This is a genomic window from Xanthomonas sp. CFBP 8152 (assembly GCF_014199025.1).
GTDB classification, from domain to species: Bacteria; Pseudomonadota; Gammaproteobacteria; order Xanthomonadales; family Xanthomonadaceae; genus Xanthomonas; species Xanthomonas arboricola_B.
The window spans coordinates 1,642,251-1,661,601 of the sequence record NZ_JACHNO010000001.1; the positions used below are offsets into that span (position 1 = coordinate 1,642,251).

The 19,351-nt window shown below is 65.8% G+C and carries 17 protein-coding genes; 11 read left to right on the forward strand and 6 right to left on the reverse strand.

The features are described from left to right. Nucleotides 1-75: 75 nt before the first annotated feature. Together ccmB and ccmA are read right to left on the reverse strand one after the other, a co-directional pair. Nucleotides 76-771 carry a heme exporter protein CcmB gene (gene ccmB, locus FHT09_RS06920; protein ID WP_104537152.1) on the reverse strand — a complete coding sequence of 232 codons (696 nt, stop codon included), beginning with the start codon at nucleotides 769-771 and terminating at the stop codon, nucleotides 76-78. Next, entirely contained in the window at nucleotides 768-1,412 is a 645-nt protein-coding gene (gene ccmA / locus FHT09_RS06925) for a heme ABC exporter ATP-binding protein CcmA (RefSeq protein WP_104537153.1), read from the reverse strand. The genes ccmB and ccmA overlap by 4 nt, the downstream gene beginning before the upstream one ends. Before the next feature lie 199 nt (nucleotides 1,413-1,611). Here ccmA and FHT09_RS06930 point away from each other — a divergent pair, with 199 nt between their 5' ends. Both FHT09_RS06930 and FHT09_RS06935 read left to right on the forward strand, forming a co-directional pair. After that, nucleotides 1,612-2,760 (forward strand): pyridoxal phosphate-dependent aminotransferase, encoded by a 1,149-nt coding sequence (locus tag FHT09_RS06930; RefSeq protein WP_104604734.1) that lies wholly within the window; start codon nucleotides 1,612-1,614, stop codon nucleotides 2,758-2,760. A 207-nt stretch (nucleotides 2,761-2,967) separates the two neighbouring features. Next, on the forward strand, nucleotides 2,968-3,768 hold the full coding sequence (locus FHT09_RS06935; RefSeq protein ID WP_104604732.1) for an amidohydrolase: 801 nt from the start codon (nucleotides 2,968-2,970) through the stop codon (nucleotides 3,766-3,768). Nucleotides 3,769-3,855: 87 nt separating this feature from the next. On the opposite strand, the gene FHT09_RS06940 is transcribed toward FHT09_RS06935, so the two are convergent. After that, nucleotides 3,856-4,626, reverse strand: coding sequence for a glutaminyl-peptide cyclotransferase (locus tag FHT09_RS06940; protein ID WP_104604730.1), 771 nt, complete (start codon nucleotides 4,624-4,626; stop codon nucleotides 3,856-3,858). Nucleotides 4,627-4,791: 165 nt separating this feature from the next. Here FHT09_RS06940 and FHT09_RS06945 point away from each other — a divergent pair, with 165 nt between their 5' ends. Then, nucleotides 4,792-5,229 (forward strand): hypothetical protein, encoded by a 438-nt coding sequence (locus FHT09_RS06945; protein WP_010372925.1) that lies wholly within the window; start codon nucleotides 4,792-4,794, stop codon nucleotides 5,227-5,229. A 220-nt stretch (nucleotides 5,230-5,449) separates the two neighbouring features. Here FHT09_RS06945 and FHT09_RS06950 read toward each other — a convergent pair whose 3' ends face one another. Genes FHT09_RS06950 through FHT09_RS06960 form a run of 3 tightly spaced genes read right to left on the reverse strand, consistent with a single transcriptional unit; the run spans nucleotide 5,450 to nucleotide 9,171 of the window. Then, on the reverse strand, nucleotides 5,450-7,084 hold the full coding sequence (locus FHT09_RS06950; protein WP_104537157.1) for a pseudouridine synthase: 1,635 nt from the start codon (nucleotides 7,082-7,084) through the stop codon (nucleotides 5,450-5,452). Continuing rightward, nucleotides 7,077-8,288, reverse strand: coding sequence for an SMC-Scp complex subunit ScpB (gene scpB / locus FHT09_RS06955; protein WP_181141215.1), 1,212 nt, complete (start codon nucleotides 8,286-8,288; stop codon nucleotides 7,077-7,079). Before scpB ends, FHT09_RS06950 begins: the two co-directional genes overlap by 8 nt. Continuing rightward, complete coding sequence (locus FHT09_RS06960; RefSeq protein ID WP_104604726.1) at nucleotides 8,266-9,171, reverse strand: ScpA family protein; 906 nt, start codon at nucleotides 9,169-9,171, stop codon at nucleotides 8,266-8,268. The genes scpB and FHT09_RS06960 overlap by 23 nt, the downstream gene beginning before the upstream one ends. Nucleotides 9,172-9,521: 350 nt before the next feature. Here FHT09_RS06960 and FHT09_RS06965 point away from each other — a divergent pair, with 350 nt between their 5' ends. The 8 genes from FHT09_RS06965 (at nucleotide 9,522) to FHT09_RS07000 (ending at nucleotide 19,347) form a co-directional block, all read left to right on the forward strand. Further along, complete coding sequence (locus FHT09_RS06965; RefSeq protein WP_104604724.1) at nucleotides 9,522-9,821, forward strand: YciI family protein; 300 nt, start codon at nucleotides 9,522-9,524, stop codon at nucleotides 9,819-9,821. Beyond that, entirely contained in the window at nucleotides 9,818-10,087 is a 270-nt protein-coding gene (locus tag FHT09_RS06970; RefSeq protein ID WP_016904540.1) for a BolA family protein, read from the forward strand. The genes FHT09_RS06965 and FHT09_RS06970 overlap by 4 nt, the downstream gene beginning before the upstream one ends. Before the next feature lie 331 nt (nucleotides 10,088-10,418). Then, complete coding sequence (locus FHT09_RS06975) at nucleotides 10,419-11,441, forward strand: LacI family DNA-binding transcriptional regulator (RefSeq protein ID WP_104604720.1); 1,023 nt, start codon at nucleotides 10,419-10,421, stop codon at nucleotides 11,439-11,441. Between the two features lie 121 nt (nucleotides 11,442-11,562). Then, nucleotides 11,563-14,550, forward strand: a complete 2,988-nt coding sequence (locus FHT09_RS06980) for a TonB-dependent receptor (RefSeq protein WP_104604718.1) — start codon at nucleotides 11,563-11,565, stop codon at nucleotides 14,548-14,550. A 101-nt stretch (nucleotides 14,551-14,651) separates the two neighbouring features. Beyond that, nucleotides 14,652-16,271 (forward strand): glucoamylase family protein, encoded by a 1,620-nt coding sequence (locus FHT09_RS06985; RefSeq protein WP_053045120.1) that lies wholly within the window; start codon nucleotides 14,652-14,654, stop codon nucleotides 16,269-16,271. 3 nt (nucleotides 16,272-16,274) lie between these two features. Further along, nucleotides 16,275-17,633, forward strand: coding sequence for a sugar ABC transporter substrate-binding protein (locus FHT09_RS06990; protein ID WP_053045119.1), 1,359 nt, complete (start codon nucleotides 16,275-16,277; stop codon nucleotides 17,631-17,633). Beyond that, a complete protein-coding gene (locus FHT09_RS06995) occupies nucleotides 17,630-18,514 on the forward strand; it encodes a sugar ABC transporter permease (protein ID WP_104604716.1) in 885 nt (294 codons plus the stop codon). Before FHT09_RS06990 ends, FHT09_RS06995 begins: the two co-directional genes overlap by 4 nt. After that, nucleotides 18,511-19,347 (forward strand): carbohydrate ABC transporter permease, encoded by an 837-nt coding sequence (locus FHT09_RS07000; protein ID WP_016904891.1) that lies wholly within the window; start codon nucleotides 18,511-18,513, stop codon nucleotides 19,345-19,347. Before FHT09_RS06995 ends, FHT09_RS07000 begins: the two co-directional genes overlap by 4 nt. The last annotated feature ends 4 nt before the right edge of the window (nucleotides 19,348-19,351 follow it).

Genomic DNA, 19,351 nt, shown 5'->3' on the forward strand with positions numbered 1-19,351 from the left:
GAATGGCATTGGCTCTCGAAACAGCAACAACGCAGTGCGTGGAGCATCTTGTCGACAGCGCTTCGACCGCACGGCTCAACTCAACGAAATCCGGATCGCGGCAGCCGCAGCCAGCGGCGCCAGCACCACGCCGATCGCCAATCCGGCGCCCAGCAACAACAACGCACCCACCGCATCCTGTCCCTGTCCGCTGGCCGCGACACTGCCGGCTCCGAACACCAGCACCGGCACGTACAACGGCAACGCCAGCAACGCCACGAGAATACCAGAGCGTTTCATCGTCACCGTCAGTGCCGCAACCACGGCGCCAAGCAGACTCAGAAGCGGTGTGCCCAGCGCCAACGATGCCAGCAGCACCGGTAGTTGGTCATGTGGCAGGTGCAGCAATTCGCCCAGCAGCGGCGTCACCGCGATCAACGGCAGCGCGCTGGTCGCCCAGTGCAGCAGCACGCGCACCGCGATCAGCCACGCCAACGGCACCGGCGCCAGCAGCCATTGCTCCATCGAGCCGTCTTCCACATCGCTGCGGAACAGCGTATCCAGCGACAACAGGCCGGCCAGCAGCACCGACAGCCACAGCACCGCCGGTGCGGCCTGCGCCAGCAGGTCCGGGCGACCGCCCAGGCCCAGCGCGAACAGCACCACCATCAGCAAGGCGAACAGCGCCGGCTGCAAGGCATCGCTGCGACGGCGCCACAGCAGCTGCAGGTCGCGGCTGAGCAGCGCGCGCGCGGCCTGCCACAGCGAGGGTTGTGGCGAATGCAGGCTCATGCCGCCGCCTCCAGCGTGAGCATGCGCGTGCGCACCGGCGGCGCCGCGTAGGCGCCGTGGGTGGTGACCAGCGCCGCGCCACCGCCGCGCAGGTGCGCGGAGATCATCCGGTTGACCAGGGTGATGCCGTCCAGGTCCAGGTTGGCATAGGGCTCGTCCAGCAGCCACAGCGGGGCCGGCGACAACCACAGCCGTGCCAGCGCCAGACGTTTGCGTTGGCCGGCCGACAGCTGCCGCACCAATGCATCCTCGTAGCCGGCCAGGCCGACGATGGCCAGCGCGCTGCCGGGCATCTGCTTGGCGCGGCGGCCATGCAAGCCGCACAGGAAGTGCAGGTTCTGCAGCGTGCTGAGATCGGCCTTCAGCCCCGGCAGATGGCCCAGATAGGCCATGAAGCGGCTGCGGTCGCCACGCCGCGCGGTCTTGCCGTCGATCTGGATCTGCCCGCGCTCCACCTGCAGCAGCCCGGCCAGCACCCGCAGCAGCGTGGTCTTGCCGGCGCCGTTGTCGCCTTGCACCAGTAGCGCCTCGCCGGCGTCGACATGGAAATCCAGCGGGCCGAACACCGGCTCCTCGTTGCGGCTGAAAGCCAGCGCGCGCGCCGCCAGCAGCGGCGGCGCAGTGTGCAGCGGTTCGATCATCGGCGCAGCGGGCTCCCGTCGCAGGACGGCATGGGTGGTGGCGAGGCAGGGCGCGCATTGTAGCGACGATGGCGCGCTGCCGGGGGCGCGTTCGGCGGCATGATGTGTCCGGGAACGCTGTTTTGCACCGGTCGGGCGCAACCGCCTGGCGGCTTTGCGTACACTCGCGTTCCCCCCGTTTGTTGCCCGGACAGGCCCGATGCCCCTCACGACCAAGCTGCCCAAGGTGGGCACCACCATCTTCACCGTCATGTCGCAACTGGCGGCCGAACACGGCGCGGTGAATCTGGGCCAGGGTTTTCCCGATTTCGCGGTGCCGTCGCGGCTGGTCGAAGAGCTCGAGCGCGCCATGCGCGCCGGCCACAACCAGTACCCGCCGATGACCGGCGTTGCGGCGTTGCGCCAGGCCATCGCCGGCAAGGCGCAGCGCTGCTACGGCGCGCAGGTCGATGCCGACAGCGAGATCACCGTCACCAGTGGTGCCACCGAGGCGATCTTCAACGCCATCCACGCAGTGGTGCGCGCAGGCGAGGAGGTGATCGTGCTGGATCCGGCCTACGACTGCTACGAGCCGGCGATCGACCTGGCCGGGGCACGCGCGGTGCACGTGGCGCTGGACCCGCAGACCTTCGCCATCGATTGGCCGGCGCTGCGCGCGGCGATCACGCCGAAGACGCGCCTGCTGATGATCAACTCGCCGCACAATCCGTCCGGCGCGATGCTGTCTGCCGATGACATGCAGCGTTTGACCGAGTTGCTGCGCGGCAGCGACATCTTCCTGCTCTCGGACGAGGTGTACGAGCACATCGTGTTCGACGGCCGTCGTCACGAATCGGTGTTGCGCTGGCCGGAACTGCGCGAGCGCGCGTTCGTGATTTCCAGCTTCGGCAAGACCTATCACTGCACCGGCTGGAAGATCGGCTACGCCATCGCGCCGCCGGCACTGAGCGCCGAGTTCCGCAAGGTGCACCAGTACAACACCTTCACCAGCTTCGGCCCGGCCCAGCATGCGTTTGCTGCGATGATCCGCGACGAACCCGAACACGACGAACAACTCGGCGCGTTCTATCAGGCCAAGCGCGACCGTTTCCGCGAGCAGTTGCTGACCACGCGCCTGACGCCGTTGCCGGTGCCCGGCGGCTATTTCCAGCTGGTCGACTATTCGGCGATCAGCGACCTGCCCGACACCGAGTTCGTGAAGTGGCTGACGGTGGAAAAGGGCGTAGCCGCGATTCCGCTGTCGCCGTTCTACGAAACCGCGCCGCAAGGGCAACGACTGGCGCGGCTATGCTTTGCCAAGAACGATGCGACGCTGGATGCGGCGATCGCGCGGTTGCAGCAGCTCTGAAGTGCTGGGAATGGGGAATCGGGATTGGGGAATCGTAAGAGCGTTACTGGACTCCTTCTCGATTTCTGCCGGCCCGGGATAGGGAATCGTGAGCGCGTCGCTGGTGTTCTTCCTGCCCTCCGACTTCGTCACCCCACATAGCGCACAGACACCACCACACCCGCTCTACCCATTCCCGATTCCCCATTCCCCATTCCCGAGCCTCCAATGCACGATCTTGGCGTTTCCCTGATCCAAGGCGACACCCGCTGGCATGACCCGGCCGGCAATCGCGAGTACTACGGTGCATTGCTGGAACCGTTGGCCGGGCAGACCGATCTGGTGATCCTGCCGGAAACCTTTACCAGCGGGTTCTCCAACGACGCCATCGACAAGGCCGAGGACATGGACGGGCCGACCGTGGCCTGGGTGCGTGCGCAGGCCGTACGGCTGGGGGCGGCGATCACCGGCAGCGTGCAGCTGCGCACCGGGCAGGGCGTGTTCAACCGGCTGCTGTGGGCCACGCCGGACGGGGCGCTGCAGTATTACGACAAGCGCCATCTGTTCCGCTTCGGCAACGAGCATCTGCGCTACGCGGCCGGGCGCGATCGCCTGACGGTGGAGTGGAAGGGCTGGCGGATCAATCCGCAGGTCTGCTACGACCTGCGCTTTCCGGTGTTCTGCCGCAATCGTTTCGATGTCGAGCGGCCGGGCCAGCTGGATTTCGATCTGCAACTGTTCGTCGCCAACTGGCCGTCCGCGCGCGCCTATGCATGGAAGACGCTGCTGCGCGCACGCGCGATCGAAAACCTGTGTTTTGTGGCGGCGGTCAACCGCGTCGGCGTCGATGGCAATCAGCTGCACTACGCCGGCGACAGCGCCGTGATCGATTTCCTCGGCCAGCCGCAGGTGGAAATCCGCGAGCAGCCGCAGGTGGTCACCACCACCCTCAGCGCCGCCGCCCTGGCCGACCACCGCGCACGCTTCCCGGCAATGCTGGATGCAGATGCCTTCGTGATTGGGGATTAGAGATTAGGGATTGGTGCAAAGCAGGCAAGCCACAGCTCTTTGCTTGCCCGCGGTTGCGAATCCCCAATCCCGAATCCCCAATCCCGGCTACTCACCCAACTTGATCTCGTAGATCTTGGGCCACCGCTTGCCGGTGACGAACAGGCGATCGTGCTCGGCGTCGTAGGCGATGCCGTTGAGCACATCGTTGCCGGGGTCGGTCAGCGTGTCGGCGTCCGGCACCAGCGCCTTCAGGTCGATCCAGGCGACCACCTTGCCGCTGGCCGGGTCGATGCGCGCGATGCGGGTGGTCAACCAGACGTTCGCCAACAGTTCGCCGTTGACCCATTCCAGCTCGTTGAGATTGTCCAGCGCCTTGCCGCCGGCAGTGACCTTGATGCTGCCGACCTGTTGCAGCGTCTGCGGATCCAGCCGTCGAATGTGGGCGGTGCCATCGCTCATGTACAGGCTGGTGTCGTCGCGGGTCAGCGCCCAGCCCTCGCCGGAATAGCTGAACTGCGTGTGCGGCGTCAGCGTCGCCAGGTCGTAGACAAATCCGCGCTGATTGCGCCAGGTCAGCTGGATCAGGCGGTCGTGCCAGGCCACGATGCCTTCGCCGAAAAACGGCGCCGGTGTCGTGGCCTGCTGCAGGACGCGGCCGGTCTCCAGCTCGACTTGGCGCACGCCGGACCGGCCCAGTTCACCGGTGCTCTCGTACAGGTACCCGTCGAGATAGAACAGGCCTTCGGTGAAGGCGGCGGTGTCGTGCGGATAGGTGCGCACGACGGTATAGCTCTGGGTCGGGATCGTCTCGCTGCAATGGGCGAGCGCGGGCAGCAACAGGGCGGCGAAGAGCAGGCTGTAAGCGGTGCGTGGCATACCGCAATCATCCCATGCCGCCGTCGCAGACTGTTGCGGCGCAGGCAGCCGGCCGGCGACATAATGGCTCGCTGAACGGTCGCCTGCGCGGTGCCGGCATGTTGTCGCGGTTGCCACATCGGCGCTGCTAGGCTCGGCGCCACGTTCACCAACCGGAATGCCCGCATGATCAAGTCCCTTTCCCTTCTCGCGCTGCTGGGCGCCGCGACGCTTGCACCGCAAGCGCAGGCGGCCGGCAATATCGACTGCCAACTGTCGTTCAACCTGTCGGGCTGGTCGGTGTTCTACAAGACCGCCAGCGGCACCGGCACCATCAAGTGCGACAACGGCGCGGTGATCCCGGTCAAGATTTCCAGCAAGGGCGGCGGGCTGACCGTCGGCAAGTCCAAGATCGTCGGTGGCCGCGGTACCTTCTCCGGCGCCTACAGCCTCAATGATTTGTTCGGCACCTACGCGGCGGCCGAGGCGCATGCCGGCGTGGTCAAGTCCAGCACGGCGCAGGTGGTCACCAAGGGCGACATTTCGCTGGCCCTGGCCGGCACCGGCGAGGGCGTTGATCTGGGCGTCGCCGTGGGCAACTTCGTCATCGAGCGTCGCAAGTAAGAGGCTGCGCAGTGCACCGCAGGCGTCGCCAATCGTCGACGCCCGCCTGCGCGCGCAGCGCCTGGACAGTGCGACTGCGCGCTGGTGTTCTACGACCTGCCTGTCGCTGCTGACGCAAGTAATTGGCTGTCATAAGCACCTGCGATATCGAGCGCGAACGGAAACACCAATAAAAAACGGCCCTCTACGGGGCCGTTTTTTTTAGTGCGCGTGCTGCAGTTCAGCGCCCGCGATTACCGCCGCCCGGTGGGCGCCGATTGCCGCCGCCCGGCGGACGACCACCCGGTCCACGCGGCGCGCCGCCCGGACCGCCGGGGCCGCGATTGCCGCCCGGACCACGGTTGCCACCGGGGCCGCCTGCACGTGCGCCGGTCGGGCGACCGGCCGCCGGACGTGCCGCGCCATACGGGCTGAAGCCCGGGTTGGCGTGATCGGATGGGAAGCTCGGTGCATTGCCCGGATGACCGTACGGGTGCTTGCGCTGCCCCTGGCCTTGGCCCTGCGACGGGCCCTGTCCGCCACCGGCGCCGCCACGCCCCGGGCCGCCTGCGCCGGGACGTGCATTGCCCGCGCCGCCACCTGGGCGCGCGCCGCCCGGACCCTTCTTCGCATACGGGCGCGCCTGGCCGGTGCCGGGGCCGCCGGGGCCGGCATTGCGGTGACCGCTCGGGCCGGTGCCCACGCCATCGGGCACGTACCAGCTACGGAACGCGGCCGGGTTGCCGTCCGGCAGGCCACGGTCGCCCTTGGCGGGGGCGCGTTGCTTGAACGGGCGCTGCTGCGACTGCTTGGCCGCCGCTTCGCCGCTGACAGTGAGGCCGCCGCGGAAACCGCCCGGCTTGCCACGGCCACGGCCGCCGCGATCTTCGCGCAGGTTGTCGAAGCGGCGCAGTTCGCGGCCTTCGTCGGCGCCGGAGGTCTGGCCGTTGACGTAGGCATTGCTGCGGCCATCGCGCGAGACGTGCACGGTGGACTTGGCGGCGCGGCGCTGGCCGATCACCGGCTGCAGCGTCAGCGCCGACGGCGCGCCTTCTTCCAGCTTGAGCTCGGCGCGCAAGCTGTCGACCTTGTCCTGCGCCACTTCGATCGACTGCCCGCGCAGCAGCTCGCGCGGCAGCGAGATCTTGCCGTAGCGGCTGCGCTTGAGCCGACTGACCTGGCAGCCCTGCGACTCCCACAGGCGCCGCACTTCGCGGTTGCGGCCTTCCTTGACCACCACGCGGAACCAGTCGTGCGAGTCGGTGCCGCCGATGCGTTCGATCTCGTCGAACTTGGCGCCGCCGTCCTCCAGCAGCACGCCGCGCGACAGACGCTCGATGATGGCGTCGGAGACCTTGTCTTCGCCTTCCGGTGCGCGTACGCGCACCACGTATTCGCGCTCGACCTCGTAGGAGGGATGCATCATCGCGTTGGCCAGCTCACCGTCGGTGGTCAGCAGCAGCAGGCCGGTGGTGTTGATGTCCAGGCGGCCGATGGCGATCCAGCGCGAGCCTTTCAATGCCGGCAGCGACTCGAATACGGTCGGGCGGCCTTCGGGGTCTTCGCGCGTGGTCACTTCGCCTTCGGGCTTGTTGTAGATCAGCACGCGCGCCGGTTCGGTCAGCGCGCTGGCCACGAAACTGCGGCCATCCAGCTCGATCTTGTCGCCGCTGCGCACCGACATGCCGGTCTGCGCGACGGCGCCATTGACCTTGATCAGGCCATCGGCAATACGCTGTTCGAGCGCGCGGCGCGACCCCAGGCCGGCCTGGGCCAGCACCTTGTGCAGGCGCTCTTCCAGCTTGGGCGCTTCGGGCGCGCTGTCGCGCTTGAGGGAAAGCTTGTTCAACGACAGCTTGCGGGGGGTGTCACTCATGTGTCTGGCTCCGGCCGACGCGTTCTGGGTCGGCCTCTGGGTCGGAATCGGCTTCGTCAACAGCCACGGTCGTCGTCGCGACGGCGTTGTCTTCGTCTTCGTTCACTGCATCCGCGCGCGTTCCCGGCGCGGTGTCGGGGTCGCCCTCACGGGCGTCATCTTGGTCCAACGGGTTCAGGTCCTGCGCCGAGGCATGCTCGGGGTGTTGCGGTGTTTGGTTACTTGATTCATCGGCGCTGGCGTGGTCATCGACCGCGTCGGCATGGTGTTCGTTTTCAGCGTCGAATGCAGTGTCCGTGCCGGCAGTCTGGTCGCTGATGTCGACATCGTCGGTATCGACATCGGCATCAACAGCCATCTCGGCATCGGGATCGGCATCGACGTGCGTTGCGTCGTCGCTGTCGCTGCTTGCGTCGGTGGTGCTGCCCGATGCCGGCAGCACGTCCTGCGCATCGCGGTGTTCCGGCGCAGCGTCGCCCGGGTCGGCGTCCACTTCAGCACCTGCATCCGCCGCCGCGTCAGTCGTTGCATCGGCGCCGCCTGCTTTCGCCGCATCCGCGTCCGCATCCATCGCCGCCGACGCCGGCACCGCGCCATCCAGTTGGCCGTCGCGGTCCAGCGGCAACTGCGGTTCCAGCTCGGCGATGTCCTTCAACTCAGACAATGGCGGCAGCTCGTCCAATCGCTTGAGCCCGAAGTAATCCAGAAAGCCCTTGGTGGTGCCGAACAGGGCCGGCTTGCCGGGCACGTCACGGTGGCCGACCACGCGGATCCACTCGCGTTCTTCCAGCGCCTGGATGATGTTGCTGCTGACCGCCACGCCGCGCACCTGCTCGATCTCGCCGCGGGTGATCGGCTGGCGGTAGGCGATCAGCGCCAGGGTTTCCAGCGTGGCGCGGGTGTACTTGGTGCGGCGCTCGGTCCACAGTCGGGCGACCCAGCCATGCACGTCGGCCTTGACCTGGAAGCGGAAGCCCGAGGCTACCTCGACCAGCTCCACGCCGCGTTCGGCGCAGCCGTCGCGCAGCAGTTCCAGCGCGCGCTCGACGCTGCCGGGCGGCGCCGGTTCTTCTTCGGGAAACACGCCCTGCAGCTGCGCCAGCGTCAGCGGCTGGCTGCTTGCCAGCAGGGCAGCTTCGATAATGCGGGTGATCAACGCTTGATCCATTCGATGATCGGCTTCAGAGAGGTTCGTTGGCGGCATCGCTGTCGTCGAATTCGCTGGAGAATTGCAGCGGCGCATTGGTATTGCCAAGCGCCAGTGACTTCACGTAGATCGGCGCCAGCGGCGCCTCCTGCACGATGTCCAGCAATTGCTCCTTGGCCAGTTCGAGCAGCGCCAGGAAGGTGACCAGCACGCCGAGCTTGCCTTCTTCGGCGGTGAACAGCGATTCGAAGCGATAGAACCTGCCATCGTCCAGACGGCTCAGCACATCGCCCATGCGCTGGCGCACACTCAGCGCCTCGCGCTTGATCGCATGGCCGGTGAACAGTTCGGCGCGTTTGAGCACGTCGTACAGCGCCATCAGCATTTCTTTCAGTTCCACCGGCGGCGGCAGCTTGACCGCGGCGCGCTCGGGCAGATGCGCCTGCACCGGCGCGCTGTCGCGGCCCATGCGCGGCAGGGTATCCAGATCCTCGGCCGCCTGCTTGAAGCGTTCGTATTCCTGCAGCCGGCGCACCAACTCGGCGCGTGGATCGTTTTCTTCGCCTTCCTGGCTGGGCGGGCGCGGCAACAGCATGCGCGACTTGATCTCGGCCAGGATCGCGGCCATCACCAGATATTCGGCCGCCAGTTCGAAGCGCAGCTCCTGCATCACGTTGATGTAATCCACGTACTGCCGGGTGATCTCGGCAACAGGGATATCCAGGATATCCAGATTCTGCCGGCGGATCAGATACAGCAGCAGGTCCAGCGGACCTTCGAAGGCATCCAGGATGACTTCCAGCGCGTCCGGCGGGATATACAGATCCTGCGGGATCTGCAGCACCGGTTGCCCATGCACCACCGCCAGCGGCATTTCCTGCTGCTGTGGCGGCGCGCTCGTGGCTGGCGGATTCGCGTCGTGCGCGAGTTCGGAATTCATCAGGTCGACATCGGGTGTTACGGTCGCCGGCCGCGGTCGGAGCCGCGCCTGCAGGGCTTTGCCTTGAGTTATTGCGATCAATGTCGTGCCCGTGCCGGCACGATCCTACAAATCCACATACAACGTGCGCCGCGTGGCATGCGGCGACGGAACAGCGAGGAGGTCGTCTACGCGGGTCGGCGGTGGGCAGCGAATCGGTCGTCGAGGAGGCGTGGGGCCTGGGCCGACGGGCCGCTGCGTCCGATTGCGTGTGCAGTGGTGGCAAGGGTAATGCGTGCGCGGGGGCGGTGTCCAGCGCTGAGGCAGCTAGAATCCCGAGGCTGTTCTTCACGTCTTGGGCGAGGTGGCCTATGTGGTACGTAATCGAAGGGTATGACCGGGCCGACGCACTGGCGGCGCGGCAGCAGGCGCGACCGGCGCATCTGGCCCGTTTGCAGGCGCTGGCGGCGGCAGGGCGCCTGCTGGTGGCCGGCCCATGCCCGGCGATCGATGCCGACGATCCCGGCCCGGCCGGTTTCAGCGGCAGCGTGGTCATCGCCGAATTCGACGCGCTGGACGACGCCCGCGCCTGGGCCGATGCCGATCCGTATGTCGAGGCGGGCGTGTACGTGCGCACCGAGGTCCGCCCGTTCCGCCGGGTGTTGCCATGAGCCGGGTCGAGCGGATCCGCACCGCGCTGCAGGCGGCGCTGGCGCCGACCGAGCTGGAGGTGGTGGATGATAGCCATCGCCACGCCGGGCATGCCGGCGCGCGCGACGGGCGTGGGCATTTCAATGTGCGCGTGGTCAGCGCCGCCTTCGCCGGCAAGCCGCCGCTGGCGCGGCACCGCGCGGTCTATGCCGCGGTGGGCGAGATGATGCAGACCGATATCCACGCGCTGTCGATCGAGGCGATCGCGCCCGGCGAGGCAGGGTAACCAGGCAATCAAGCCGCCGTCGCAGGAGCGCACCCGGGCGCGACGGGGGCTATCGGTAAGGCCTGTCGCGCCTGGGTGCGCTCCTACGGGCGGCGACCGTTCGATACGCAGCGGACCAAACCGCCTCCAACCGTGATCGCCGTCGGCCTTCGTCCGTGGACTCATGGGCGGCATTTGTTGCGACGCAACACATTGCTTCACGCATTCATCACTTGCAGATGCTTGATCTGTAAGCGTTTTCACGAGCGTGAAGACAGGGGTTTACGCCCCTGTATGAAAACGCTTACAGTCCGCGCCAGTTTTGGGAAGTCGGTCGCGGAGGGCGACACGAATGGCCAAGGGTGCGGTCACCATCAAAGATGTCGCCAGGGAAGCGCAGGTCTCCGTCGCAACGGTGTCGCGTGCGCTCAATGGGCATGACAACGTCGCCGGACCGGTGCGCCAGCTGGTGCAGGACGTGGCCGCGCGGCTGCGCTACAGCCCGCATGCGGCAGCCCGCAGCCTCAGCAGCCGACGCACCCAGACCTTAGGGGTGGTGCTGCCCGATCTGTATGGCGAATTCTTTTCCGAACTGATCCGCGGGATCGACGGCGCGGCGCGTGCCGCCGGCCAGCATCTGCTGGTGTCCAGTTACCACGGCGACCCGGAGGCGCAGGGCAGGGCATTGCAGTCCATGCGCGGGCGGGTGGATGGTCTGCTGGTGCTGTCGCCGTATGCCGAGCAGCCGGGGTTCCTCACCGACAACCTGCCGCAGGCGCTGCCCACGGTATTGATCAACGCGCACGTTCCCGGCGATGCCTACCCGGTGCTGAGCATCGACGACCATGCCGGCGCGATGGCGATGACCGAGCACCTGCTGTCGGCCGGGCATCGACGCATCGCGTTCATCGGCGGGCCGGCGCTCAATTTCGATGCGCGCGAACGCCTGCGCGGCTTCCGCGATGCGATCGCCGCACACGGGGACACGGCGCAGGGCATCGAATTGCCCGGCGACTTCGACGAGGCCTCCGGCCACCGCGCCGGGCAGGCGATGCTGGCGGACGGGCCGCTGCCCGATGCGGTGTTCGCCGCCAACGACATGACCGCGTTGGGCTGCCTGTATGCGTTTGCCCAGGCCGATGTCTCGGTGCCCGGCGACGTCGCACTGGCCGGCTTCGACGATATTCCGCTGGCCCGTTTCGTCCACCCGGCACTGACCACGATGCGGGTCAGCATCGCGCGCCTGGGCGAGCAGGCAATGTCCCGGCTGATGCGGCTGGTGGACCAGCCCGGCCGTGATGACGGCATCCGCCAACTGCTCACGCCCGAACTGGTGATCCGCGCTTCCTGCGGCGCCGGCGAGCCCCGCCCCTGAGGTTTCCAGCCCGCTGACCCTTTTCGCGGACGTTCTGTCCGCTCCCGCTGCCCCCCGCAGCGGTCGTTCCTGCAAGTCGCAACGCCACAACAACAATCTGTACCGATCCCTGGAGGGACCAATGCGCCACTACTACCCCCATTCCGCCAGCCCGGCACGCAAGCTGCTCAGCTGCGCATTGGCCAGTTGCCTGCTGCTGGGCGCAGCACCGGCCTTCGCGCAGAGTGCCGCCGCGACCATCCGCGGCCAGGTCACCGTCGACTCGGCACCTGCCAGCCAGGCTCAGGTCACCGCGACCAACCTTGCCACCGGCCTGACCCGCACCGTGCAGGTCAGCAACGGCGGCTACTCGCTCGGCGGCCTGCCGCCGGGCTCGTACCGCCTGGACGTCACCGCCAATGGCCAGACCACCTCGCAGAACGTCACCGTGCAGGTCGGCCAGACCGCCACGCTGAATCTGGGCGTCGGCGGCGAACCGGCCACGGCCGCCGGTGGTAACGCCACCACGCTGGATGCGGTGCAGGTCAAGGCGCCGCCGGTGCTGGTGGAAACCCGTACCTCCGAGAACGCCACCTATATCTCCAACGTGCAGATCCAGAACTTGCCGCGTGCCACGCGCAACTTCCTGGAACTGGCCGACACCGTGCCGAACGTGCAGTTCACCCGTGATGCCAACGGCACCACCAAGGTCCGCTCGGGTGCCACCTCGGCCGAAGGCACCAACGTCTACATCGACGGCGTGAGCCAGAAGAACTACGTGCTGACCGGTGGCGTCAGCGGCCAGGATTCCAGCCGCGGCAATCCGTTCCCGCAGTCGGCGATCGGCGAGTACAAGGTCATCACCTCCAACTACAAGGCCGAGTTTGACCAGGTCAGCGGCGCGGCCATCGTGGCCTCGTCCAAGTCCGGTACCAACGATTTCCATGGCAGCTTCTTCTGGGACACCAGCAACGACGGCTGGCGCGAGGAGAGCCCGCTGGAAAAGCGCGCCGGCGTGCGCGACGACTTCGAGGAAACCCAATACGGCGCGACCTTCAGCGGCCCGATCCTGAAGGACAAGGCGCATTTCTTCGTCGCCTATGAAGCCAAGGAATACACCACGCCGAACGTGGTGATCCCCGGTTCGATCTATTCGGACCGCGTCGATCAGCTGCCCACGCAGTTGCAGCCGCTGGTCGCCACCTACAGCACGCCATTCAAGGAAGACCTGTACTTCGCCAAGATCGACTGGACCATCGGCGACAACAGCCTGTTCGAGCTGAGCGGCAAGTACCGCAAAGAAGACGAGCTCAACGACGTCGGCGGTACCTCGACCCTGGAGCACGGCAGCATCAACGGCCAGGAAGAAAAGCGCGCCAACCTGCGCTGGCAGTACAGCGGTGCCAACTTCCTCAACGAAGCCAACCTCAGCTACGAGAGCGCGTTCTGGAACCAGGCGCCGATCAACAACGGCACCGGTTATGTGCTGAGTTATGCGCCGGTGCGCGGCATCGAGGACGAAGTGCTGTCCGCCGGTGCCGGCAGCAGCTTCCAGCGCAAGGGTCAGAAGGGCTGGACCTTCCAGGACGACCTGACTCTGAACAGCCTGGAATGGCACGGCGCGCACACCGTCAAGATGGGCGTGAAGTTCAAGAGCATCGATCTGGATTCCACCCAGTTCAACCCGGCCAATCCGCAGTACTACTACAACATCCTTGGCGATCTCGAAACGCCGTACCGGGTGCGCTTCGGTGCGCCGCTGGTCGAAGGTGGCGGTTCGGTGGTGTCCAAAAACAAGCAGTACGGCATCTATCTGCAGGACGACTGGGAGGTCAACGAGCACTGGACCCTGAACCTGGGCGTGCGCTACGACTACGAAGAAACCCCGGCGTTCCTGGACTTCGTCACCCCGTCCGACGTTGCCGGTGCGCTGCAGAACTGGACCAACCTGCAGAACGCCAACTACGACATCAACAACTTCATCAGCACCGGCAACAACCGCAAGGCATTCAAGAACGCCTGGCAGCCGCGCCTGGGTGCTTCCTATGACCTGTTCGGCGATCAGGCCCACGTGATCTACGGTGGTGCCGGCCGCGCGTACGACCGCAACATCTTCGACTACCTGGCGCTCGAGCAGCTCAACAACTCGTTCAAGTCCTACAGCTATTACTTCACCAACCCCAACAACCAGAATAGCCAAGCCTGCCTGGGCGACCCGTGCGTGGCATGGAATCCGGCCTACAACACCCAGGAAGGTCTCGACGCACTGGCGGCGACCAGCAGTGGCGGCGGCGGTCGCGAGGTCTACCTGATCGACAACAACATCAAGACCCCGTATTCGGACCAATTCAGCATCGGCATGCGCAACATGGTGCCGCTGTGGGGCCAGGACTGGTTCACCGACGTGACCCTGAGCCGCATCGAAAGCCACGACGGCTTCGCATTCGTGCGCGGCAATCGTCTGCCGGATGGGTCGTTCTTCCAGCCGGGCACCACCTCTGGCTCGCCGACCGACGGCCCGGACGGCTACAGCGCCATCGTGCTGGGCACCAACGGCGTGGAAACCCGCAACAACCAGCTCGCCCTGCAGGTGGAAAAGCCATTCGACGAGGAATCCGGCTGGGGCCTGACCGTGGCCTACACCTATTCCGACGCCAAGGAGAACCGCCAGTTCGGCGAGCACTACGCGCTGGACCGCGAACGCGTTGAAGACTACGGCTGGCGCGAGGCCGGCGGCATCGCCAAGAACCGCCTGGTGGTCACCGGCATTTACGAGCTGCCGTACGAGATCAAACTTTCCGGCAAGCTGTCGCTGGCCAGCCAGACCGCGCGTTACGGGCAGAACTGCCTGGCCGGCAACGATCAGTGCTACATCGTGCAGTTCAAGCCGGACGGTACGCTGGGCTACAAGGAGTTCAGCATCGCCGCCAATAAAGAGTGGGATACCGGTGGCGGTGTCAAATTCAACGTGCGTGCGGATATCCTCAACGTGTTCAATTGGGTGAACTACGCCAACTTTAACGGCGAGACCGGGACACTCGGAGACTTGAACACGGCTTACGGCACCCCGACCGGTGTGCTGGCGTCGCCGATGCGTACCTTCCGTCTGGCCTTTGGCCTGAACTGGTGAGGTGCTCGACCGCTCCGGCAGATGCCGGGGCGGTCGAACTCGGCGCTTGGATAGGGTAGGTTGGCGTGCGAGATGTAATCGATTACACACGTGGGGGGCGGATGAACAGGGGCAGGACGTCGTATTGGTTGACCATTCCACTATTGCTGGGTGCGCTGGTACTGGCGTCCTGCAAACAGGCCGAGCAACCCAAAGTGGCCGAAAAGAAGGCACCGGTGAAAATCATCCTGGTGGAAGCGCAGCTGCCACCCAAGCCAGTCAAACCGCCGCTGCCGCCGCTGTTCTCGGACATCGAGCGCCGCACCTTCCAGTTTTTCTGGGACACCACCAACGAACTCAATGGGCTGTCGCCGGACCGGTTTCCGTCGCGCCCGTTCGCCAGCATCGCCTCGGTGGGGTTTGCGCTGACCGCGTACCCGATCGGCATCGAGAACGGCTGGGTCAGTCGCAATCAGGCGATCGACCGCACCCTGACCACACTCAAATTCTTCCGCGATGCGCCAATGGGGCCGCAGCGGACCGGTAGGGCCGGGTACAAGGGCTTCTACTACCACTTTCTGGACATGCAGCAGGGCAACCGTTACGACAGCTGGGTCGAGCTGTCGAGCGTGGACACCGCGCTGCTGATGATGGGCGTGTTGTTCACCCAGTCGTATTACGACGGCGACGACCCGCGCGAGAAAGAGATCCGGCAGATCGCCGATGCGCTGTACAAGCGCGTGGACTGGCGCTGGCTGCAGCAGCGCGCGCCGCTGATCTCGATGGGCTGGTTCCCCGAGAGCGGCTTCATCGACCACGACTGGATGGGCTACAACGAGGCGATGATGCTGTACATCCTCGCGCTCGGCTCGCCGACCCACGGTGTGGATGTGGATGCGTGGACCAGCTGGACCCGCACCTACAACAACGACTGGGGCGTCTACCAGGGCCAGGAATACCTGTCCTTCGGCCCGCTGTTCGGTCACCAGTACAGCCATGTCTGGATCGATTTCCGCGATATCCAGGACCAGTACATGCGCGAACGCGGCATCGACTATTTCCTCAACAGCCGCCGCGCCACCCTGGCCCAGCGCGACTACGCCATCGACAACCCGATGAAGTGGAAGGACTACGGCGAGAACGTCTGGGGCCTAACCGCCGGCGATGGCCCGCAGAACACCAGCCAGGAATACCGTGGCGAGCAGCGCCAGTTCCGCCACTACTCCTCGCGCGGCGCCGGCCTGCGCGAGAACTTCGACGACGGCACCATCGTGCCGTCGGCGGCGATCTCCTCGATCGTGTTCGCCCCGGAAGTGGTGATCCCGGCCACTGAGGAAATGCACAAGCGCTATGGTGATTTCCTGTATTCCAGCTACGGCTTTCTGGACTCGTTCAATCCCAGCTTCAACTACGACATCCCGCTCAAGACCGGGCGTATGGTGCCGGACCGTGGCTGGGTGGCCAGCGACTACATCGCCATCGACCAGGGCCCGATCCTGGCGATGATCGCCAACTACCAGAACGAATTCGTCTGGACCGTGATGAAGAAGAACCCCTACATCCGGGCCGGTCTGGAACGCGCCGGCTTCACCGGCGGCTGGCTCACCCCCGAAGGCGAGCCGCAGCCGGCGCCGCAGAAGGACGAGCAGAAGGCCGCCGCCCGCGCGCTGGGCATGGCCGAGTCGCGCGCCGCCGCCGCCCAGGCCCAGCAAGACCCCTCGCAACGCCAAAAACCCGAGTAATCCGTGCGCCTTTTGAAACTGTTGATGATCGCCGCTGCACTGTGTCTGGGTGTGGCGGGATGCGAACGCTCCGACCCCGGCAAGACCACCGTGCGCTTCTGGGCCATGGGCAAGGAGGCCGAGGTGGTCGCCGAGCTGGTGACCGACTTCGAGAAGCAAAACCCCGATATCGACGTGGATGTGCAGAACATCCCGATGACCGCGGCGCACGAAAAACTGCTGACCGCCTTTGCCGCCGATGGCTTGCCGGACGTGTGCCAGCTCGGCAACACCTGGCTGCCGGAGTTCGCCCTGCTGGACACGCTGGAACCGATGCAGCCGTATGTGGCGCGTTCCAGGAGCGTCGACCCGCAGGACTATTTCCCCGGCGTGTGGGACACCAATCTGGTCGACGGCACCCTGTATGGCGTGCCGTGGTATGTGGACACCCGGCTGCTGTTCTATCGCAAGGACCTGCTGCGCGAGGCCGGTTACAGCGAGATGCCCAAGACCTGGGCCGAGATGCAACAGGTGATGGCGGCGATCAAGCGCAAGGTCGGCCCGGACCGCTACGCCATCCTGATGCCGCTCAACGAGTTCGAGCAGCAGCTGTCGTTCGCGCTGCAGCAGGACGACCGCCTGCTGCGCGACCACGACAACTACGGCAACTTCCGCGGCGAGGGCTTCCGCAAGGCGCTGGGCTTCTACGACACCATGTATCAGAAAGGCTGGGCGCCGAAGGTTTCCGAGACCCAGGTCTCCAACGTCTGGTACGAGTTCTTCAACGGCTATTACGCGTTCTATCTGTCCGGCCCGTGGAACGTGCGCGAGTTCAAGCTGCGCCAGCCGCCGGGCATGGAAGGCAAGTGGGGTACCGCGGCGCTGCCGGGACCCAACGGCCTGGGCGCGGGGATTGCCGGCGGTTCCAGCCTGGTGATCTTCAAGTCGTCGCAGCACAAGGACGCCAGCTGGAAGCTGATCGAATACCTGTCGCAGCCGCAGGTGCAGGCGCGCTTCCACGCCATCATCGGCGACCTGCCGCCGCGTCGCAGCACCTGGAAGTTGCCCTCGCTGGCCAACGACGAACTGGCGCATGCCTTCGGCGACCAGCTGGAGCGGGTCAAGGCCACGCCCAAGGTGCTGGAGTGGGAGCGCATCGTGCAGGAAATGCGCCTGGTGACCGAGCGCGTGGTGCGTGGCGGTCAATCGCACGAGGCCGCCGTGCAGGAGCTGGATAAACGCGTGGACGAGATTCTGGCCAAGCGCCGCTGGATCTTCGAACAGGAGGGCGGGCATGTCGGTCCGGCCGGTGCATCTGCAACGCCTGCGGCGACATCTGCCGCCGCGCCAGTGCCGGCAGCGGACAAGGGAGCAGCACGATGATGAGGCGTAATTCCGTCGCCGGCTGGGTGTTCGCCGCGCCGTCGATCCTGGTGCTGGGCATGTTCTTCGGCGTGCCGGTGTTCGCCGCGCTGGTGCTCAGCGTCACCGATTTCGATCTGTACGCGCTGGCCGACAGCGGCCATTTGCGCTTCGTGGGCCTGGGCAACTACATCGACCTGCTGCAGACGCCGCTGTTCTGGAAGTCGTTGTGGAACACTACGTACTTCGTGCTGCTGGGCGTGCCGATGTCGATCGGGGTGTCGCTGGGCGCGGCATTGCTGCTCAATGCCAAGGCCTCGCGCTTCAAGGCGCTGTTCCGTACCGCCTTGTTCGCCCCGGTGGTGACCACGCTGGTGGCGGTGGCGGTGATCTGGCGCTATCTGTTCCACATCAAGTACGGCCTGGTGAACTTCGGCCTGAGCCATCTGGGCATCGCCCCGATCGACTGGCTGGGCGACCCGCGCTGGGCGATGCCGACCATCATGCTGTTCGCGGTATGGAAGAACTTCGGCTACAACATGGTGATCTTCCTGGCCGGGCTGCAGGCCATTCCGCAGGACCTGTATGAGGCTGCGCGCATCGATGGTGCCTCGCGCTGGAAGCAGTTTCTGCATATCACCCTGCCGATGCTCGGCCCGGTGCTGATGGTGGTCGGGGTGATCACCATCTCCGGCTATTTCCAGCTGTTCGCCGAGCCCTACGTGATGACCCGCGGCGACCCGCTGCAAAGCACCGTGAGCGTGCTGTACTTCATGTTCGAGGAAGGCTTCAAGTGGTGGAACCTGGGCCGCGCGTCGGCGGTGGCGTTCCTGCTGTTTTTGATCATCCTGGCGGTGACCACCGTGATGCTGCGCTTCGGCCGCAAGAGAGATTTGATATGAGTCGTGATGTCGGCCAATCGCGCTGGAACGGCGTGCTGATCAATGGTGGCCTGCTGCTGCTGGCGCTGGTCAGCCTGGCGCCGCTGCTGTGGATGCTGTCGGTGTCGTTCATGCCCACCGGCGAGGCCAGCCGCTTCCCGCCGCCGATGCTGCCCTCGGCATTCACCACCGCCAATTACCACGAGCTGTTCGCGCGCACCGGCATGGCGCGCAACTTCGCCAACAGCCTGATGGTGTCCGGGCTGATCACGCTCGGCTCGCTGCTGATCAACACCATGGCCGGCTATGCGTTCGCCAAGCTGCAGTTCGTTGGCCGCGAGCGCATCTTCAAGATCCTGATGGCGGCATTGGTGATTCCGGCGCAGGTGGCGATGCTGCCGCTGTTCCTGTTGATGAAGCAGCTGCATCTGGTCAACAACATCGGCGGGGTGGTGGTGCCGGCGCTGGCGACGGTGTTCGGCATCTTCCTGGTGCGCCAGTACGCGCGCAGCATTCCCGACGAACTGATCGAGGCCGCGCGCATCGACGGTGCCAGCGAGATGCGGATCTTCTTCCAGATCGTGCTGCCGATGCTCAAGCCGGTACTGGTCACCCTGACCATCTTCACCTTCATGGGCTCGTGGAACGACTTCATGTGGCCGCTGATCGTGCTGACCGACCAGGAGCAGTACACCTTGCCGGTGGCGCTGGCGGCGCTGTCGCGCGAGCACATCATGGACGTGGAGCTGATGATGGCCGGCGCAGTGGTGACGGTGATTCCGGTGCTGCTATTGTTCGTCGCGCTGCAGCGCTACTACATCCAAGGTCTTCTGCTGGGGAGTGTGAAGGGGTGAAGCC